13 protein-coding genes are annotated in these 19,242 nt (G+C 56.5%); 8 read left to right on the plus strand and 5 right to left on the minus strand.

The genetic code is table 11. The features are described from left to right. Positions 1–89: 89 nt before the first annotated feature. Genes RDV48_26950 through RDV48_26960 form a run of 3 tightly spaced genes read right to left on the minus strand, consistent with a single transcriptional unit; the run spans position 90 to position 3,242 of the window. Positions 90–1,232 (minus strand): D-alanine--D-alanine ligase family protein, encoded by a 1,143-nt coding sequence (locus RDV48_26950; GenBank protein ID MDQ7826470.1) that lies wholly within the window; start codon positions 1,230–1,232, stop codon positions 90–92. A 27-nt stretch (positions 1,233–1,259) separates the two neighbouring features. Continuing rightward, positions 1,260–1,919, minus strand: coding sequence for a hypothetical protein (locus tag RDV48_26955; GenBank protein ID MDQ7826471.1), 660 nt, complete (start codon positions 1,917–1,919; stop codon positions 1,260–1,262). Between the two features lie 6 nt (positions 1,920–1,925). Next, positions 1,926–3,242, minus strand: a complete 1,317-nt coding sequence (locus tag RDV48_26960; protein MDQ7826472.1) for a S41 family peptidase — start codon at positions 3,240–3,242, stop codon at positions 1,926–1,928. Positions 3,243–3,487: 245 nt separating this feature from the next. Between RDV48_26960 and RDV48_26965 the strand changes: the two genes are divergently transcribed. After that, positions 3,488–4,186, plus strand: a complete 699-nt coding sequence (locus tag RDV48_26965; protein ID MDQ7826473.1) for a tetratricopeptide repeat protein — start codon at positions 3,488–3,490, stop codon at positions 4,184–4,186. Between the two features lie 13 nt (positions 4,187–4,199). Here the strand turns inward: RDV48_26965 and RDV48_26970 are convergent, their stop codons facing one another. Next, positions 4,200–4,775, minus strand: a complete 576-nt coding sequence (locus tag RDV48_26970) for a flavodoxin family protein (GenBank protein ID MDQ7826474.1) — start codon at positions 4,773–4,775, stop codon at positions 4,200–4,202. A 206-nt stretch (positions 4,776–4,981) separates the two neighbouring features. On the opposite strand from RDV48_26970, the gene RDV48_26975 reads away from it, so the two are divergent. From RDV48_26975 to RDV48_26995, 5 genes are all read left to right on the plus strand, one after another. After that, positions 4,982–9,934, plus strand: a complete 4,953-nt coding sequence (locus RDV48_26975) for an MG2 domain-containing protein (protein ID MDQ7826475.1) — start codon at positions 4,982–4,984, stop codon at positions 9,932–9,934. 11 nt (positions 9,935–9,945) lie between these two features. Then, positions 9,946–10,893, plus strand: coding sequence for an ankyrin repeat domain-containing protein (locus RDV48_26980; protein ID MDQ7826476.1), 948 nt, complete (start codon positions 9,946–9,948; stop codon positions 10,891–10,893). A 118-nt stretch (positions 10,894–11,011) separates the two neighbouring features. Next, positions 11,012–12,223: a cation diffusion facilitator family transporter gene (locus RDV48_26985; protein ID MDQ7826477.1), complete on the plus strand. Its 1,212-nt coding sequence runs from the start codon at positions 11,012–11,014 to the stop codon at positions 12,221–12,223. Positions 12,224–12,373: 150 nt separating this feature from the next. Continuing rightward, positions 12,374–13,390: an ankyrin repeat domain-containing protein gene (locus RDV48_26990; protein ID MDQ7826478.1), complete on the plus strand. Its 1,017-nt coding sequence runs from the start codon at positions 12,374–12,376 to the stop codon at positions 13,388–13,390. 41 nt (positions 13,391–13,431) lie between these two features. After that, a complete protein-coding gene (locus RDV48_26995) occupies positions 13,432–14,196 on the plus strand; it encodes a PilZ domain-containing protein (GenBank protein ID MDQ7826479.1) in 765 nt (254 codons plus the stop codon). Positions 14,197–14,205: 9 nt separating this feature from the next. On the opposite strand, the gene RDV48_27000 is transcribed toward RDV48_26995, so the two are convergent. After that, complete coding sequence (locus RDV48_27000; protein ID MDQ7826480.1) at positions 14,206–15,459, minus strand: hypothetical protein; 1,254 nt, start codon at positions 15,457–15,459, stop codon at positions 14,206–14,208. 96 nt (positions 15,460–15,555) lie between these two features. On the opposite strand from RDV48_27000, the gene RDV48_27005 reads away from it, so the two are divergent. Both RDV48_27005 and RDV48_27010 read left to right on the plus strand, forming a co-directional pair. Next, the gene (locus RDV48_27005) at positions 15,556–16,821 is read left to right on the plus strand and encodes a hypothetical protein (protein ID MDQ7826481.1); all 1,266 of its coding nucleotides are present in this window, start codon (positions 15,556–15,558) and stop codon (positions 16,819–16,821) included. Positions 16,822–16,906: 85 nt separating this feature from the next. Beyond that, on the plus strand, positions 16,907–19,204 hold the full coding sequence (locus RDV48_27010; GenBank protein MDQ7826482.1) for a protein kinase: 2,298 nt from the start codon (positions 16,907–16,909) through the stop codon (positions 19,202–19,204). Positions 19,205–19,242: the final 38 nt, after the last annotated feature.

Below are 19,242 nucleotides of genomic sequence, written 5' to 3' on the forward strand. Positions count from 1 at the left end.
AGAGATTGTCTGTGTTCCGGTACACCTGTAGAGACAATCTCAAAATGTTTGCTGAAGAGGAGAATTGCCCCTGGCCTCTCTATACAGCGCTATTTCTTATACCAGTCGCTCTCAAGCGCCATTGACGTGAGGGTCTTCTCCTTCTCCGCCGTTCTCTCGAAGGCGAGATTGATGAGCCTGTCAATCAGGTCGGGGTAGCAGACGCCCGATGCCGCCCAGAGCTTGGGGTACATGCTGATGGAGGTGAAGCCGGGGATCGTGTTGAGCTCGTTCAGGCAAATCCTGTGCGAGAGCTTCTCGACCAGAAAGTCCACCCGGGCCATCCCCTCGCACTGCAGGGCCTTGAAGGCCCTCACCGAGAGATCCCTTATCTTCTCTGAGACCTCCGCCGGCAGGTCTGCCGGCGCGAGGGTCTGGGATTTGCCCGCGATATACTTGGCCTCGTAGTCATAGAACTCGTTGCAGGGGATGATCTCGCCGGGGACCGATGCGAGGGGCGATTCGTTCCCGAGGACGCTGCACTCGACCTCGCGGGCCAGGGGGACCGCCTTCTCCACGAGGACCCTGAAATCAAAGGTGCAGGCCTCATCGATGCCCCTGGTGAGTTCCTCCCTGTTGTGGGCCTTCGAGATGCCCACGCTTGAGCCAAGGTTTGCCGGCTTGATGAAGAAGTCATAGCCCAGCTCCTCTTCAAGCCTTACCATGATCTCGATGCCTCTCTCCTTCCACTCGTTTCTGGTGAAGGCCACCCCTTCCGCGACAGGGAGGCCCGCCTCACGGAAGAGCTTTTTCATCACGATCTTGTCCATGCCGCACGATGAGGCAAGCACGCCGGCGCCCACGTAGGGAATGCGCGAGAGCTCGAAGAGGCCCTGGACAGTGCCGTCCTCACCGAAGGGCCCATGGAGCACGGGAAATATCACGTCAACAGGGATGAATCTGTCAAAGGCAAGCTCATTGCCCCCGGCCTCCCTGAGCACTACTATCCCCTTCATTGCGGGATCAGGCGACATGAAGGCCCTTTCAGTGACCCCGTCAGACTCGCCCATTCTCAGGATCTGCAGGGGATCGCCCCCAGTGAACCACCGGCCCTCCTTCGTGATGCCCACCGGCAGTGTCTCGTACTTTTCCTTGCTGAGGGCATCCATTATTGATGCCGCAGAGACCAGGGACACCTCGTGCTCGCCCGATGCGCCGCCAAACAACACTGCCACGCGGATCTTTTCACTCATTCTCACTACCTCTTTTCATGCTTGTCTTCAGGGAGTCCTGAGGCCCCCCGTGCGGTCCATCCACTCAACTATCTTCCCGGCAGCCCTTTTTGCGTCATTATCCGACACGTCAAGCTCGAGAAGAGGCAGAGCAGATTCCGCCACGAGCCTTTTCATAAAGCTCTGCTCATCGAGAAAGGTCTCCAGTTGGTAATACTGCTCAGGCCCCCCCGACTTGATGCTCCGGAGCCTCTTTATCTCCTCGAATGAAGGGGCATCCCTGGTACAGAACACCAGGTGAAACCCGAGGGAGCACAGGCTCTTCTCCAGCCAGGAAAAGTCGTAGTCCCTGCCGTACGTTCTCATCTGGTACATTCTTGTTGAGAGGTGAAAGCGGTCCACTATCCAGGAATAGTAGCGGAGGAGCTCAAAGAGCCTCTCCCAGATATGGTAGGTTTCCAGGGCCCGCTCTTCCTCGTGGGGCTCAAAATTTATCAGGCCTCTGCCGCCGGGGAAATCGGTGAAGGCTGTCCACTCAGCGGAAATGATCGGCGAATGGTAGCGGTACTTGCGCTGCCCCACGAAATGGGAGTTCTCGGAGAGCTCAAAGGCTATTTCGGTCTTGAGGGTAAGGCGGGCCCCCTCGATGATCACCTTGGGGCAGAGCTTCGGAGAAGAGGCAGATTCGCTTTCCTGGAGGTTCATCATTCTCTCCTAATTTTTTTTCAGCACTTCCAGGGCTTTCTGGAGCTGCCGGTCTTCACCGTGGCGGTAACGGACCAAAGGACTCTGACTGACGGTGAAATCAGGCTTTATGCCGTTCGCATTGATGAGCGTCCTGCCCTTGGGCAGGATGTAGTACCCCGTCGTTACCGTGTAGTAGCACCCGTTGGGAAGGGTATGGGTCTCATCGACTGTTTCATGCCACTCGGGCTGAGCTCCCACGATCAGGGCCTTCTGGTAGTCCTGGAGTATGCCCCCGACGAGAATGGAGGGGCTCCCGCTCTTTTCATTCAAAAGAATGGCCATGGGGAAAGTCTTCTGGGGCTCGCCGAGGGATCGGAACACTTCCTTCACCTTCCTGTTCACCTTGCTGTAAAGGATGGTGCCCTTGGGCAGATAGCTCCCTGCCAGTTCCACTGCTCCTTCCATGGTGCCCCCGTTGCTCCTGAGATCAAGGATGACTTTTTTCGCCCCCTTTGCCTCGTGCTGCTTCAGGACCTCTGAAAGCTCGATAGGGAGGTTCTCTCCCAGGAACTTTACCCTTATATACAGTATGGAGCCCTCCATAAGCTCGGTATCAATGGACTTGAAATTCGGCGCAAGCCATTTCCTGCTTATCTTTATGGTCCTCGGCTTTTTTTCGCCCGGCCTTGAGAAGGTGATGCTCACCTCGGTGCCGATGGGCCCGCGGATCAGGTCGGCAATCTGCTTGTACGTGAGGTCTTTCACCGGGTAATAGTCTATCCTCTCAATCCTGTCCCCGGTCTGTACTCCCGATTTTTCGGCAGAAAAGCCTGGAAGGGTTTCGATGACTGGAAAGCGCCCCATTTCATCCTTCTTGTCGTCCAGGAAGAACCCCGCGCCGCCCTTGTCATAGCCCATCTCCTTCAGTGAAATGTAATGGCGCTCGGGGCGCTCGATCTTGGTGCCTTCGTCGCCAAGCGATGAAAGCATGGTGCTCAGCCCATGAATCAATATGTGATTCATGGCCCGGGGGGAGAGCTGCGCGTTCTCAAGAGCAGCCTTTATGGCGCTGACATCATTCTTGATGGTGCCGGTGACGGCAATGCCGGAGAGGAGATCGTCAAATCCCATGTTGACAGCGGCTTCGCGCATCCCCTTCAGAAATGGCGCCACGAGGTCCTTACCGTCAATGGGGCGGTAAAACTCGCTTTTCGTCGTCTCCATCACGGCGAGGACGTCATCAAAGGTGAGATGGTTCTGTCCATAGGCGGGACACAGTGCCATTGTAAGGCAGCATGCCGTAATGAGCAGAACTGTTGCCATATTGTGCAGCCATTTATTCATAGAGTCGCTCCCCCTTTATCTCTGCTGCTTCAGATTCAGAACCACTAGAAATTAGACATCAATGGGAATTCACCTTCTCTGGTTCACCTGCCTGTAAAAAGGAGCTTTGAGAGAAATTCTTTGCCTCCGGGTGCTCCCCCTCCGAAGGGAAGCCCCCCTCCCTTATCCCTTCGTGACGAGGCAAGAAAAAGCCATTCCCTGTCGAATAAGAATAATATGAGCAAAACTTTCGGGGTACCCCGTTCATGAGTCCTGTGGAGCAGGTGCTTTACCATCCCGTCACCTGCGGGATCACCTACCTTGTCCTGCTGGCCTTCGGCGCCGTTTATTTCAAGCGCTATTATGCCGATCACGAGAATGCCTCGCTTCTTATGGGACTTCTCTACATCGCCATATTTGGAGCCTTTATCGCCCAGCTCATGGCATTCATCAAGAACGACCTGATGAACTTTCCCCTCATAGTCATTGCGGCAATGCCGGTGGCATCACTTTTTGCCGTGTTCTGCTCCAATTTCTTCACGCAGATGATGACGGTGAAGGAGTATTTCCAGAAGCACAGGTACAGTGATTCTGCAAGTCATGTCGAGGCTGCCATGCGCCACCTCCACAACCAGAACTACAGGGAGGCCATAGACTCTTACCGAAAGCTTCTCAAGGCCCATCCTGATGATTTCCAGATATACCTTGAAATCGCCGAGATCTATGCCGTCAATCTGCACGAGCATCAAAAAGCCGTTGAGGAGTTTGGCAAGGCTGCAGAGAAGGCGGGAAAGGATCCTATCGCCATAAGCATCTACAACAGGATGGCAGATTTGTATTTCAGCAAGCTTGATCTTCCTGACAGGGCCGTGGAATGCCTCAAAAGCATCGTGAGGAAGTGGCCGGGCTCCGAGGCATCCCAGATTGCCTCGGAGCGGATAACCGGTATTGAAGGCTCATTTTGAGCCGCAGAAGCCTTCAGACATGGAGCTTTTTCAAAAGCCAGGCCATGTTGATACCGAGGATCCTCATGGTCCTCATGCCTTCATCGTCACCCTCCACATCACCTTTATGCATGCCGATGCCCATGTTCCAGTATATGGAGCCCGGGACTACCATCTGGCCGATAAAAAAGAAATGATTTATGGAGTTGAAGACATGGATTGCCCCGCCGCGGCGGACTGCCACCACTGCCGCCCCCACTTTCCTCTGGAGCATGTCATCATTGGCCTTGGCGGTCATCCCTGCCCTGTCGATGAGGGCCTTGATCTCGGTGGATACGTTGGCAAAATAGGTGGGTGACGCGAGGATAATCCCCTCGGCGGCCGTCATCTTCCCTATGCATTCATTGATGATATCATCATCGAGGGCGCACCGCCTGTCTCTCCTCTTGAAGCACTGGTAGCAGGCGATGCAGCCCCTCAGGCGCTCGCCGGCAAGAGGCACGAGCTCCGTCTCAATTCCTTCCTTTTCAAGCTCACTGAATACCTGGCGGATCATGAGGGCCGTATTGCCGTCTTTCCTTGCGCTGCCATTGAAAGCTACTACTTTCATGAAGACACTCCTTTCATCTTTTGGGGCCCGGGTTTCTCCGGGTCTCCACTCTTTCGCTGCGCTTCGGGCCATACCCTTCAGCGGGGATTGACCCGGAGGAGTGGGAGGAGAGGTTCCCGAATTCATTGAGAAAGAAACGGCAATATTTATCCTCGCAGGACGACTAGAGACCGGGAAGCCTTACTATTTTTGCAGGGGGGACTTATATGGAGAACAGTCAGAAAGCTTCGACAAAGCACTCATTTCTCATCGGGATTTTTCTCTTTCTTCTCTTTGTTTTTTTCGGTATCGTCTATGTGACCAACATGGAGAAATTTGCGGGGAACCAGGAGACGCGGATCTTCATGTCCGATGAGATGGTCAGGGGGGGAAGGGGCTCATGCCGACTCATTGTGCTGGGCCATCCCGGGAACAGGCCTGTCGCCAATGCAAAGGTGAAGATCGTCATGGCGCTGGAGGGCAGCAAGACTGTCACCGTCTTCGAGGGAGTCACCGACAGGAACGGCACCATCCAGGCAGACTTCAAGGTGCCTGACGACACGGCTGCCGAAAAGGCGAAGCTCCTTGTCACGGCGACTTCCTCAAAGGGCTCCGACCGCCTGGAGAGCTCCTTCATCATAAAGTCGGCGAACAGGCTCTATCTCTCGAGTGACAAGCCGATTTACAAGCCGGGCGAGACCATGCACATAAGGCTCCTGGCCCTCTCCAACACAAGCCTCAAGCCTGTCACGGGGAAGTTCACCATCGAGGCGTACGACGGCAAGGGGAACAAGGTCTTCAAGAAGACAGGCGACACCTCTCAATACGGCATCGCCTCGGCAGACTTCACCCTGGCAGAGCTCGTCAACGTGGGAAATTATGCCCTCAAGGCCTCCATGGGCCAGGACAAGGCCGAGAGGACCGTAGAGGTGAAGAAGTATGTCCTTCCCAAGTACAAGGTGGCCCTCACCACGGACAGGACCTTCTACAAGCCCTCCGATGTCATCAGGGGCACCGTCTGCGTGCGCTATTTCTTCGGAAAGCCCGCGGCAGGAGCCAAGATATGGGTCGATCTCTCGACGGCTGATGTCGCCAGGGCGAGGATTGCCAAGATAGAGGGCACCGCCGACGCACACGGCACTTACTCCTTCAGCACCAAGCTTCCCCCTTACTTTGCCGGGACTCCTCTCCAGAAAGGAAAGGCCCTGCTCTTCATCGAGGCCACAGCCATCGACAAGGCGCAGCACAAAGACTCCGTCAGCTCGACAGTCACCATTGCCCGCGAGTCCCTGCTTGTCCAGGCTGTTCCCGAGGCCGGTGCCCTTGTGCCGGGCGTCGAGAACACCGTCTACCTCCTCGCCTCTTACCCCGACGGCTCGCCTGCCCGGGCCACCCTCTCCGTGAAGGCCCAGGGGAAGGATTTTTCTTTGAAAACGGGCACTTCGGGATTTGCCTCCTTTGCCTTCGTTCCTTCGGGCAATGACCTGATTGAAGTCAATGCCCGCGACAGCAAGGGCGCCACCGTGGCAGCAACTCTCAAGCCCGATGAGAGGCCGGCGGGAAGCCCCCTTATCAGGACAGAAAAGGCTATTTACCGCATAGGAGAGACACTCGGGATAGAGGTTATCGCTCCTTCGTCGGACAAGACAGTTTATCTTGACATTCTGAAGGGGAAACAGCTCATCCTTACAAGGTCGGGCGAGGTCTCCCAGGGGAAAGCCTTTTTCAAGATTGACACCACGCCTGACATGAGAGGCACCCTCACCATCAACGCCTATTCCTTCCAGTCAGCTTCCCTGCTCCGTGATACGCGGAAAGTCATAGTCCGCGAAAGCAGCGACCTCCTCGTGCGCGTCGCCGCCGGCAAGGGCACTTACCGGCCCGGCGAGGATGCAACGATAGAGATGACGGTATCCGATGCCTCGGGAAGCCCCCAGGCGGCGGCCCTCGGCATCTCCATCGTTGACGAGAGCGTCTTCGCCCTCCAGGAGGCATCAGCAGGGCTGGAAAAGGTGTACTTCTTCCTCGAGGAGCAGCTTGCAAAGCCCCGCTACGAGCTTTGCGAGCATTTCGTAAGCGATCTGAAGGAGAATATCAACGCCGGCAGGCCTCTGGACGATGAGAAAGTAAAGATTGCCTTCGCCGGTGCCGACGTGGGCGAGCTGTACGCCGTAAATGTGAATACCTACCAGAAAAAGCTTGAAGAGCTCCGGATCAAGAAGCAGAAAATCATCGACTCGCTGGGAACAAAGGCCTTCAAGGTCATCTTCCTGGTGCTCCTCCTGGTGCCGTGCCTTGTGCTGATCCTCACGGTGGTCCACACCTTCCGCAAGATGAAGAACAGGGAGCTTTTCGTCAACGCGAAGACCGATCCCCAGGCCCATGGCGATGTCCTTGCAATGGCGCTGACGCCCTGGGTCATGCTTATCATCCCCGTGCTTGCCGTGTTCACCATGAAGATCCTTGACGACATGCTCAACATGAACATTCCTTACCAGGTGGAGCAGAAGCTGCCTCTCTTCATCATCACGGCAGAGCTCCTGGTCTTCATCGCCTATTTCGTGTTCATGATCCAGGCGCTCCGCCACGAGGGCGTGATGCGCCTCCCGGCGCTCAGGCTCACCATAATCGCGATGATGGTTTACCTGGGGGCCCTGTTCCTCCTCTTCCTGATTCTCATGTCCAATGAGCTTTTCCATACGAATTTCCAGCCCTCATTTGACGCCCAGAACCTTTTCATCCTTGATATCATAGGCGTTTTCTCGCTTCTGGTGCTGCTGGTCTTTACCATAGGAGTTTATACAGGCGATCCTGAGAGGAAGACCTCGCCGTTCCTGCGCCTGGTGATGGTGATCCTGCTCCTGGTGGCCTTTGCCGCGGTGGCAGCCTTCATGGTGCCGAATTTCCTCCGTGCGCGGGGAGGGGGCGGCCAGAGAGGAGGTCCGGTGGACATGCCGGCCTCGAGTGTCAATGAATCATTGGGTCCAGCCGGTGGAGGAGGCGGCCTCATTGACGCGGGAGGCTCCTTCAGGGCCCAGTCGCTCTCATCGGTTGAAAAGTCAGTGCTTCCCTCGGCGGCCATGGCTGATAAGGAAAAGGGTGTCTCAGGCGGCAGCGGGAGCGCCGAGCCTTACCTCCGCCAGTATTTCCCCGAGACGCTCTACTTCAATCCCCAGGTCATCACCGACGAGAAGGGCAGGGCCGCCATCAAGGTCACCATGGCGGACTCCATCACCTCATGGCGCCTCTCGGCCTTCGCCTCGTCCCTCAACGGGCTCCTGGGCTCAGCCGATCACCCCATCAGGGTCTTCCAGGATTTCTTTGTCGATCTCGATCTGCCCGTGGCTCTCACGCAGGGTGATGAAGCGTCCCTCCCCGTGGCCATCTACAATTACCTGGGCACCGCCCAGGCAGTATCGCTGAGGCTTGAGTCCGCCGGCAGCGTGGAGCTCCTCTCGGAGCCTGCTCAGATCGTGGAGCCTAAGGCGGGCAGCGTCTCGGTAGCCCATTTCAGGATAAGGGCCCGCTCTCCCGGCATGGCGCAGATAACGGTGACGGCACGGGGCACGAAGCTCTCCGATGCCATCAGGAAAACCCTTGAGATCGTCCCCTCGGGCAAAGAGGTCGTCAAGAGCGACAGCGGGTGGCTCAAGGACGGGGCAAAGTGCAGCATCTCAATCCCGCCCTCTGCCGTGGCCGGGTCGGAAAAAATGTACGTCAAGGTCTATCCCGGCGTGTTCAGCTCAGTCGTGGAAGGGCTCGAGAAGATATTTGTCATGCCCCATGGCTGCTTTGAGCAGACCTCATCAACGGTCTATCCCAACCTTCTAGCCCTTGATTACATGAAAAAGACGGGCAAGATCACTCCCGAGATCGAGGTCAAGGCCAGGGGATGCGTGAGCGCCGGCTACCAGAGGCTTCTCACCTTCGAGGTTCCCGGCGGCGGCTTCTCGCTTTACGGGCAGCCCCCCGCCAGTATCTGGCTCAGCGCTTACGGCCTGATGGAATTCAGCGACATGAGGGCAGTCAACGATGTCGATGAGAAGGTCATTGAGCGGACCACACAGTGGCTCAGCTCCCAGGAAAGCCCCGACGGGTCATACCAGAATGACCTGAGGGTCACTTCCTACGTGGCGATGGCCCTCCTTGAGGCGGGGAACAAGGGCGCTCCGGGCCTTTCCAGGACCATCGCCTACCTCAAGGCCGCGGCAAAAAACACCCAGGACCCTTACCTCATAGCCCTCATTGCCAACGCCCTTGCGCTTTCCGAGCCTGACTGCGGCGAGCTCCAGGAACTGTTCTCAAAGCTTGAATCGATGAAGAAGGCTGACGGTGATGCAGTATGCTGGAGCACGAACTCCCCTACCCTCTCTTACTGCTCGGGGAACATGGCCTCCGTGGAGACGACGGCTCTCGCCGCCAGGGCTATGCTTCTCTCAAAGAGCCATCCAGAGATGGTGAAGGGCGCCCTCACCTACCTTGTGAAAGCAAAGGATCCCAACGGCACATGGTACACCACGCAGCCCACGGTGCAGGCCCTGAGGACACTGTCCCTCGCATCGATGACTCCCCAGGGGAAGGGGTCAGGCGAGGTGGACGTGCTGGTCAACGGGAGCAGGGTGAGCCATCTCTCGATAAGCGAGGAGCAGTCAGATGTGCTCCGCCTCGTCGATCTCACGAAATACGCGAAGCCCGGTGAAAATAAAGTGGAGCTCGTGGCCTCGGGGCAGCTCGCCTCGATGTACCAGGTCGTGGGAAGCCATTTTGTCCCCTGGAAGGCCGGCGAGAAGAGGAATGAGCCCCTCTCCATAAAGCTCTCCTATGACAGGACCACCCTCAGGGCCACCGACACCGTGAAGGCGACGGTGGCCCTGAGGAACAACCTCCCCGCGGTGGCTCCCATGATTATCCTGGACCTGGGCATCCCGCCGGGATTTCTTGTGAACGGCGAGGACCTTGACGTGCTCGTGGAAAAAAAGCTCATAGATCGCTATGAGCTCGCGGGGCGCCAGATCATCATCTACCTCGGGAATCTGAATCCAGGCCAGACTAAGCAGCTCAGCTACACCCTTGTGGCCAAGTATCCCATTAAGGCCCAGAGCCCACCGTCGCGGGCTTATGAATATTACAACCCCGACGTGGAAGGCTTCAGCCAGCCCGTCCCCTTTAATACACAGTAGGAGGAGCGCCGGTGCTCAGAGCAGTGAAGCTCAACGATATTGACGAGGTGAAGAAAGCCCTGGAGAGCTGCCCGTCCCTTGGAGGCTGCGACAGCGAGGGCCTTACGGCGCTCCATATTGCGGCCCTGAACGGCAATACGGAGATTGCTGCGCTTCTCCTGGTGCGGGGAGCCCCTGTGAATGCCGCCGACAGGAGGAAAATGACGCCCCTCATGTACGCAGTCATGGGAGACCACCTCGACGCGGTAAGAGTTCTGCTTGAGGGGGGGGCCTCTCCCGATGAAAAGGACGCCCATGGCTTCACGGCCCTTCATATGGCTTCGCAGGGAGGGCACAGGGATCTTGTGGCCCTTCTCGCCGAATATGGAGCTTCCCTGGAGGAGCAGGATGCACATTACGTCGATCCCCTCAGGGCTGCCGCAGCCAGGGGCCATGCAGAGGCTGAAGGTGAGCTCATATCCCGCGGCGCCCCATGGAAGGGGTGCGAAACGATATTTGAAGCTATTGGGAAGCATGATTACCGGGCTCTGAGGGATCTCTCAGGATATGCAGAGCACCTTGCCTCAAAAGGCCGTGATGGTGCTACGGCCCTCCATGCCGCAGTCATTGAGGATGATGAAGGGATGATCGAGCTTCTGATCGAGAGAGGCGCCGATTTGAATGCCAGGGACTCCCATGGAAGGACGCCTCTTCACCGGGCAGCTTCGAGGGGCTGCCTCTCGTCTGCGGGGGTGCTCCTCAGGAAAGGAGCATCTCTCGATGACAGGGACCTTGACGGCAGGACTGCCCTCCATTATGCCGCTGCCAGGGGGAATGCCCCCATGGCGGAGCAGCTCCTCGCAAGGGGCGCCGACTCCACCATCAAGGACAGTGACGGGAGAAGGCCCCGCCGCCTTGCGGAGAAAGCAGGCCACAGGGAAGTGCTTGCCCTTTTCAAAAAGCATGGCATTGTAAGGTAGGCGGCTAAATTCTCCCCGAGTGCCCTTCAGAGTGGAGGAATATTCAGCAGGCCGGAGAAATTCTAGACCCTGTGGTTACCCTCTGTCTCGAGGTTTCTGCCTGTCGCGTGATGGTAAGATGAACGAAAAGGCTTCGGAGAAATGGGATGAGAAGATGAATGCGGCCGCCGTGTCGGTGGCCTCAAACACTACATTGGTGCTCTCAAAGATCGTCATCGGGTTTGTCACCGGCTCTGTCAGCATCATATCGGAGGCAGCCCACTCGGCCAACGATCTCCTCGCCTCCATCATCGCCTTCTTCTCGGTGCGGGAAGTGAGAAAGCCCGCCGATGACGAGCATCCTTTCGGCCATGGAAAGGTTGAGAACATCTCAGGCGTTATCGAAGCGCTCCTCATATTCTTTGCCGCGGTATTCATCATTCATGAGGCTGTCGGAAAGCTGATCCACGGCGGCGAGATTGAGCAAATAGGCCTCGGCGTCTTTGTGATGGGTTTTTCCACGGTGGTGAATATCGGAGTCTCCCTCTATCTCTTCAGAGTGGCCAGGAAGACAGGATCAATGGCCCTTGAGGCCGACGCTGAGCACCTGCGCACCGATGTCTATACCTCTTTCGGCGTCATGGGAGGCCTGGTGCTTATTCATTTTACAGGAATAACTGTTCTTGACCCCATAGTGGCCATTCTAGTGGCGCTCTATATCGGCTTTATCGCCATCCAGCTCACCAGGAAAACCATCAGGGACCTTGTGGACACCCGCCTCACGGCCGAGGAGGAAAACCACATAGTCGATATAATCGAGGGAGCTCCCGAGCTCATCGGCTACCACCACCTGCGTTCAAGGCGTTCAGGGAAGGACAAGTTCATTGACTTTCACGCCCTTGTGAGCGAGAAGATGGATGTGAAAGACTCCCATGACCTCACCAGGAGGATTGAAAAGTGCATCAATGACAAGCTTCCCGGCTCGAACATCACCATCCATATCGAGCCATGCTCGGGGTCATGCGACGAATGCAGCCAGTCCTGCAGCGAAGCCCAGAGGGAGAAGAAGAAGAGCGCCAAGATCCTTCCCGGGGAGCTCGAGCTCAGGGAGAAAATCAAGGAGATTGTCACCTGCATTCAGGGCGTCGTAGGTCTCCATGAGGTCCATGTGCACCGCCTGAAGGGGAAATGGGAGGTTCACCTCGATCTTATCGTGCCCCGGAGCAGCCTGGTGATCGACGGCCATGAGACCTCGATTAAGGTTGAGGACGCCCTCAGGAAAAGCATGGATGAAGAGTTCGGGAAGATCTCGATCCATATAGAGCACGAGGGGCACGTGGACAGGTTCTGACATGTCCTCCCCCTGACCTGGAAGCCCGGGCAGATTTTATCAGGGTATCCAGGAAACTTGAATGAGGCTGGAGAAACTATCTGTGGCAGGTATTCATTATCCCGGGGACATGGGGGGCAAGGTCCTGGTTCCCTTTCAGGAGGTGTCTCTATGGACTTTAATGTTGAAGACATTTTTGACGCCGTGGAGCAGAACAAGCCCCAGGTCGTCGAGCGCATGGTAAAGAAGAATCCCAAGCTCCTGCAGTTCAAGTCATCGCTCTTCGGAAGGGTGCCCCTCCATGAGGCGGCAAAATTCGGCCACCCTGAGGTCTGCAGGATGCTGCTGGACCTGGGAGCCCCACTGGAGCCTCTTGACAAGGACGGCTGCACCCCCCTTCACATCGCTGCCGTTTCCGGCAAGACCGAGGCGGCGAAGCTTCTTGTGGAGCGCGGCGCCGATAAGAATGCCTTCAATGCGGAGATACTGACGCCCCTGGCCATGGCCCTCTCGAAAGGCTTCAGCGATACAGTGGAATACCTCAGGTCCCAGGGCGCCTTCGGCGATATATTTGATGCCATCTCCCGCGATGATTTTGACACTGTCGAGCTTTACCTCGCCAAGGGGATAGACATCAACAACCCCGATGACCAGGGGAAAAGGCCCCTTCATTACGCGGCATTGAAGGGCCACACTCCCATGGCCCAGTTCCTTCTCTCCAAGGGAGCCGTGCTTGACGTCATCGACAACGAGGGGTATTCGCCTCTTCACAGCGCTGCCCTTGAAGGCCATGCGTCGGTGGCGCAGCTCCTTATCAGCAAGGGAGCCATGACAGATTCCCACGCGTCAGGGGGCATCGGCGACACCCCTCTTATCTCGGCGGTCCAGAGAGGGCACCGCGAGGCAGTCTCAGTCCTCCTTGACAAGGGGGCCGATCCAAACCTGGCGGACAAGCATGGAAAAACACCGCTCCATGAGGCATCAAAGGAAGGCCACCGTGAGATAGCGGAGCTTCTGCTGGAGAAAGGCGCCTCTCCGGCCGCCGCCACTTCTGACGGGAAAACTCCCCAGGACTGGGCGCAGGAACACCACATGCAGGAGATAATCGACCTTTTCAAGGCCAGAGCGGGTGCCGATGGCAAGGGCAAGGAAGGGAAGCCCATCTGGAAGCGCCTCTTCGGCCGCTAGCAGCAACAGAACCACCAATTCATATGAAAGAGGATCACGCCGTGAGCGACGCGAGTGAAGCAACACTTTTTCCTGCGGAACGACAGGAACCATCAGATCCCTCTCCCGCAAGGGAAAGAAGAAAATTCAGACGGAAAGCTATTCTTGTCAAGAGAATGGTCCTCTCTGAGCTTGCCAAGGGGAATGGAAGCGGGCAGAGGCAGTTTTATCTTCATATCAATGATATCAGTGACCACGGCATGAAGATAACGACCGATATTTTCATCCCTGAAGAGAATCTCATCAGGATGAAGCTTCTGCTGGAGCCCCCCCTTGAGATTGATGCCAGGGTCGTCTGGGCAAGAGAGATCGGCAAGGGCAATTACAAGATGGGCCTGGAGTTCCTCGGAGATTCCGGCCATAACTCCGTCGAAGTGCCGCACCTCCTGGAATGGGTCCACACTTACGAGGAAAAGAAGAGGACCTATTCCCTCCAGGCTCCTGTCTATTGTGAAATCCTCACTGAAGGGACCATGAAAAAGTTTTTCCCCTATGTGCTCTCCATAAGCCCCGCCGCGATGGAGTTTACCTGCGATTTCCCCTTCCCGCTCACCGACGAGGCGGTCTTCTCATTCTCCGTCCATGAAAAGCTTTCGCCTGTCACAGTGAAAGGAAAAATACTTTTCCAGAAGGACAGCACACCGCCTGGCGGGCCGGATTTCCTGAAAAAAATATACAGGGTGGTCGTTGAGTTTCTTGAACCCCCTGCCGTGGAAAAGCACCTGATGGAAGCCCTGGATCGAAGGCTTATTCCAAGGGATGAATGAGCCGAGCGGTCAGAACTTCACTTTCACGTCGGCCCGCGGGTGAAATGCGACAGGGTTTTCTATATCGCCTTTCACACCGGGCCCCACACGGACTGTCGTGTCCATCCTGTGCCCGAAGATTTTCATGGGAAATGTCTTTTCCACGCCGGCAAAGACCTCATACTCTGCGTCAAGCTCGCGTTCCTGGATGTGGTAAGCGATTTTCTCCTTCGCCTCTGCAGTCCAGTTATACTTTATGCCGGCAAGCTCTCCATCCTTCCCGGTGAGCTCCTGGCGGAAGGCCACGTAAGGCACCGTGTGGTTTTCCATGATATCATGGCCCACGCCTGCCGTGGCGTCCAGAGTGAGGTGGCGGCTCCCCGATAGGCTCCGCTCCCAGCGCCCGAAGGCAGCCAGGTTCACTGTGGCGTCCAGGTCGTTGATGACCTCGTTCGAGTTGGTGCTCCCCGTATTGTATTCTCCCTGGTAGCCGAGCTTGTAAGTGGCCTGGAGACCGCCACGGAGCCCATGGGTCCTTGTCCATTCGCCGACCTGCTCGGTCTTTGCAAGCTCTGTTTTAAGAATATCAAACTTTGCCTGCCCGTAAAGCCTGGCCTTGACGCCCAGTTCCCCGTCTTCGAGCTTCGGGTTCACCCTGGGCCTCAGGGAGAACTTATAGTCCACATAGCCCACCTTCAGCCTGTAATCGCCCACCTGGCTCTCGTAATCGGCGTTTTTCACCATGCTGAACAGGCTTCCCTCGCGGGAATCCTTCGAAGGGCCGCCCCTGGTATGGGAAAACTCAAGGCCTGTGGCGTTTTCAAAATCAATCTCTTCGAGGCTTTCTCCGCCGATTTTTTCCTCCTGTGAAGCCCCGCGGTGCTCTCTCTTCTCCTGTGGGGCCGGGGCTGTGACGGTTTCCAGGTGCTCCAGCACCGGCCTGCCCTGCTCCCGGTCCTCTTTGAGGGTTTCCGCGGCAATACTTCCAGGGACACCTGCCATGGTAGCCCCGGTAAGCATAGTGTAAGCCGTAAGGGTATAGAGAAGCTTCCTTGCCTTATCCTTGAGATGGGCGGCGAGGGAGGGTCCTGAAGAGAGAGAGGCCTTATTCAGGCAGGACGGCTGCGGCAGTGAAGGCTCCGGGACGCTTCCCGCAAATGAATCCTTCACGCAGGCTTCTTTTTCCGCGGCATGCACTGGCGTTGCAGGCTTCGCTGCGCCATAAAGGGAAGAGCTGGTGGAATTGATGTGATCCATCGGCGACCTCGAAAAATTTTTCATCATTATTATAGCATATCAATTTCCCAAAAAGAAGAGAGGTTTCGATGCCTGTGGCGGCTAATTTTCAAATACAGCGCTGTAGTATGGGGAAGATAAGCCATGAGGGCATTTTTTTCCGCATCGGTTTTCTTTATCGTCTTGTTTATTTCGTCCCCGGTGTTCGCCCAGGAAGCCCGGGCTCTCATCACCGGGGCCGCTGCGGGCCAGATTGACACCTATTCCGCCAGAGGCACTGAAGGTCCTGATTTCCTTGCAGGCGACATCGTGCGAATAACCAGGGCCGGCAAGGCCGTTGCCCGCGCCGTTATTATCTCGGCCAAAGGAAAGCATTATACTGTGACGACTCTTGGCTCCCCTTCCTCAGAGCCCCGGTCTGGCGACTCCGTCGAGTTTGAAAGCCATGGCAGGCGGCACCAGGCCGAGTCCCAGGGCAGTGCAAAAGGGGGAAGCGAGGCCATAAAAAGGGAATACAAGTGGACTTACAAGGGCATCGATTTCACCTGCCAGCTGGAAACCAACAGGGACGGCCTCATGATGTACAAGACAAAACCACGCACTTACGGTGACTATTCAGTCTATGTATCCGACCCCTCTGATGACGACGCGATAAACTACCTTGCGGGAATATTCCAGGGCGCGGCCAGGGACCACAATTTCTCAAGGATGGATATGGTCAACCTCGTCATCGCCTTTGTTCAGAGCCTGAAATATACCTCCGACAAGACCACGACAGGATATGACGAATATCCCCGCTATCCCGTCGAGACCCTGATGGACGAGGGAGGAGACTGCGAGGATACGTCAATCCTTATGTCCTCGCTTCTTATGGCTCTTGGCTGCAACACCGTGATGATCCAGTTCCCCCGGCACATGGGCGTGGGCCTTGCCCTGAAGGATCCCTCGTCATTTTCCGTCCCTTACAAAAGCCGGCTTTTCACCGACGGCAGCATCTCATATGCTTACATAGAAACGACCGGCGAGCATTTCCAGGTGGGACAGATACCTGAAGGCTACGGGTCCGCCGAGGCCCAGGTGGTGCACCTTTCTCCCAAGGCGCTCTTCCGTGTGAAGGATGCACAATACCTGTTCAATGAAAGCCAGTGCATGATAAAGCCCAGGATTACCAATGAAGGCACCACGAGCGGCGAGGTGACCGTTCATGTGGCCATGGAATGCGAGGGGAGCGCCAAGTCTTACTCGGAGATAAGGAGTAATCCCCTTTCGGTGCCCCAGGGCCAGGGAGTGACGGGATCCCTCGTGGTGAACAAGCCGCCTTCAGGCACAAAGTGCAGGATCATAATCACTGTCTATGGGGGGAACCAACGGACCGATATGATGAAAACGGAGTGGTTCAATGTGCCCTGAGCCCCCGCACTTTCTCTCACCCCGAGGGAAAAGAGGGGTCCGCAAAGAATATTCCAGAAGAAAGAAAGTGCCAGGAGACTTCCCGATGTCAGACAGAAGGCTCTTCAAATCCCACCAGGTGACTCCCGAGCTCCCGAGGCTCCAGCCGGGGCCACAGCCCCTTGACAGGAATGTCATAGCCAGTTACATGCTTGAGGAACAGCTTGGCTCAGGGGGAATGGGCCAGGTATGGAAGGCAATCGACAGGGGCCTTGCGAGGCCTGTGGCACTCAAGCTTCTCCCCCACTCCATGGTGGCGGACCAGGATACGCGGGCCCGCTTTCTCAGGGAGGCCAAGGTGGCAAGCGTCTTGAATCATCCGAATATAGTGACGATTTTTGAGACAGGCGAATACGAAAAGCAGCTTTTTATCGCCATGGAACTGATCGAGGGCGTCACCGTGAGGGACCTCATCAACAGGCATGATGTGACCCGTGAAAGAGCCCTTGATATCGTCAAGCAGGCTCTCCTGGGCCTCTCGGCTGCCCACCAGGCAGGCATCATCCACAGGGACATAAAGCCTGAGAACCTTATGGTAAGAAAAGACGGCTATGTGAAGATCCTGGATTTCGGCCTCGCCAAGTTCCAGGTCTCCACAGAAGCCCAGGTGACGCCCCAGTCAGGAATCGTTGGAACACCGCGCTATATGTCGCCCGAGCAGATTAAGAACGATCCTGTTGACGGCCGCTGCGATCTCTTCTCCCTCGGCGCCGTGCTCTACGAGATGCTTGCAGGCGAACCTCCCTTCGGAGGTGAGAACGTGGGCCACATTCTCTCGGCCATCATCTCCCTGAACCCCCCCGCTCTCAAGGGCGTGCCCCCCGAGCTTGCAAAAATCGTCATGAAGGCCCTTCAGAAGGACAGGCAGAAGCGCTACGCCCAGGCCGGCGAGTTCCTTACCGATATCATCGCCTATACGGGAGGGAGCCTCGAGATACCGGGGATTGCCACCGAAACTTCCCTGGTGGTGCTCCCCCTCACCTGCTCGCCTGATGATGAGATCTTCGCTGACGGCATAGTGGACGAGATCATAGCGAATCTTTCCAGAAACAGCAGGCTCAGGATAATCGCGCGCTCAACTTCAAAGCTTTACAGGAACCATTCCATGAGCATCCAGGAGATAGGGCAGGCTCTCAACGTTGACATGGCCCTGGAAGGGAGCCTCCGCCGCAGCGGAGAGAGAGTCCGCGTGGTGGCGCAGCTGGTGAACACCCGCGACGGATTCCAGATGTGGAACGGCCGCTTTGAAGTGAAGGTGAAGGACATCTTTGACATGGAGGACGAGATTTCCGATGCAATCGTAGGGGAGCTCCACAAGCACTTCAAGTCCATGGAGTCCCTTGATGAGAGAGTGGCTCTGCCCATTGTGGATTCCGCCATAAGCGAGCTCTATTTCAAAGGCGTGTCCCTCCAGGGAACACTCCGCATCGATGACATCAGGAAGGCCATCGAGTATCTGCAGAAGGTGATAGAGCTTGCACCGGGCTTTGCCACGGCCCATGCGAAACTCAGCACCTCACTCGCCAATCTTTACCGGCTCCTCCTTCCCCATGCCCCTGCGGAGCTTCTCGGGGAAGCCGAGGAGGAGGCGAAAAAGGCCCTCGCCCTTGACCCGGCAAACCCCGACGCTTACGTGTCGCTGAGCATCGTCGCAAGGATCAGGGGGGATTTTTCCGCCGCCCATGCCAATCTCAGCGAAGCCCTCAGGATCTCGCCAAGCCACGTGACGGCTCTCTCCTGGCTCTCTTACGTGCATATCTTCACGGGAAACTGCGAAGAGGCAGAAAAACTGGCCCGCAAGGCCATTGAGCGTGACCCGGCGGGGAGCTCCCATTACACATTCCTCGGCTATTCCCTTATCTCCCAGGGGAGGTTTATGGAAGCATCCGATGCCCTTGACAGGGCTCTCAGGATCGACCCGAGGAATCATTATTCCTATGCAATACTGCTCTATGCCAAGCTGGCAATGGGGCAGATGGAAGAGGCAAGGATCATGAGGGATTACCTGGTCCACTCTGATAATCTGCCCCTGGCGGTGCAGGCCGTGCTCTCCCTTTACCGGCAGATCACCGAAACGCCTGCAGAGGTCCCCTTCTCCGATGAGCTTCTGCTGAAGATCCCTTATGAGCCTGAAGCGGAGCGTATAGCCGCCGATGTCTTTGCCCTGCGCGGCGAGATGAAGGGAGCCCTCAAATTCATCGAATCGTCGGTTAAGAAGGGCCTTCTCAACCTCCCCTTCCTGGAGCATGATCCCTTCCTCAAGCCTCTTCGCGACGACCCGGCCTTTATCACCCTCAAGGGCCTTGTGGCGGACAGGATAAAAAGGCTTTCCCACAAGCACTGAAATCGGGAGAAGCATTTCATAGAGGAATTTCATCGCTT

The sequence above is a fragment of the Candidatus Eremiobacterota bacterium genome (genome assembly GCA_031082125.1).
Classification (GTDB): domain Bacteria; phylum Vulcanimicrobiota; class CADAWZ01; order CADAWZ01; family Ess09-12; genus Ess09-12.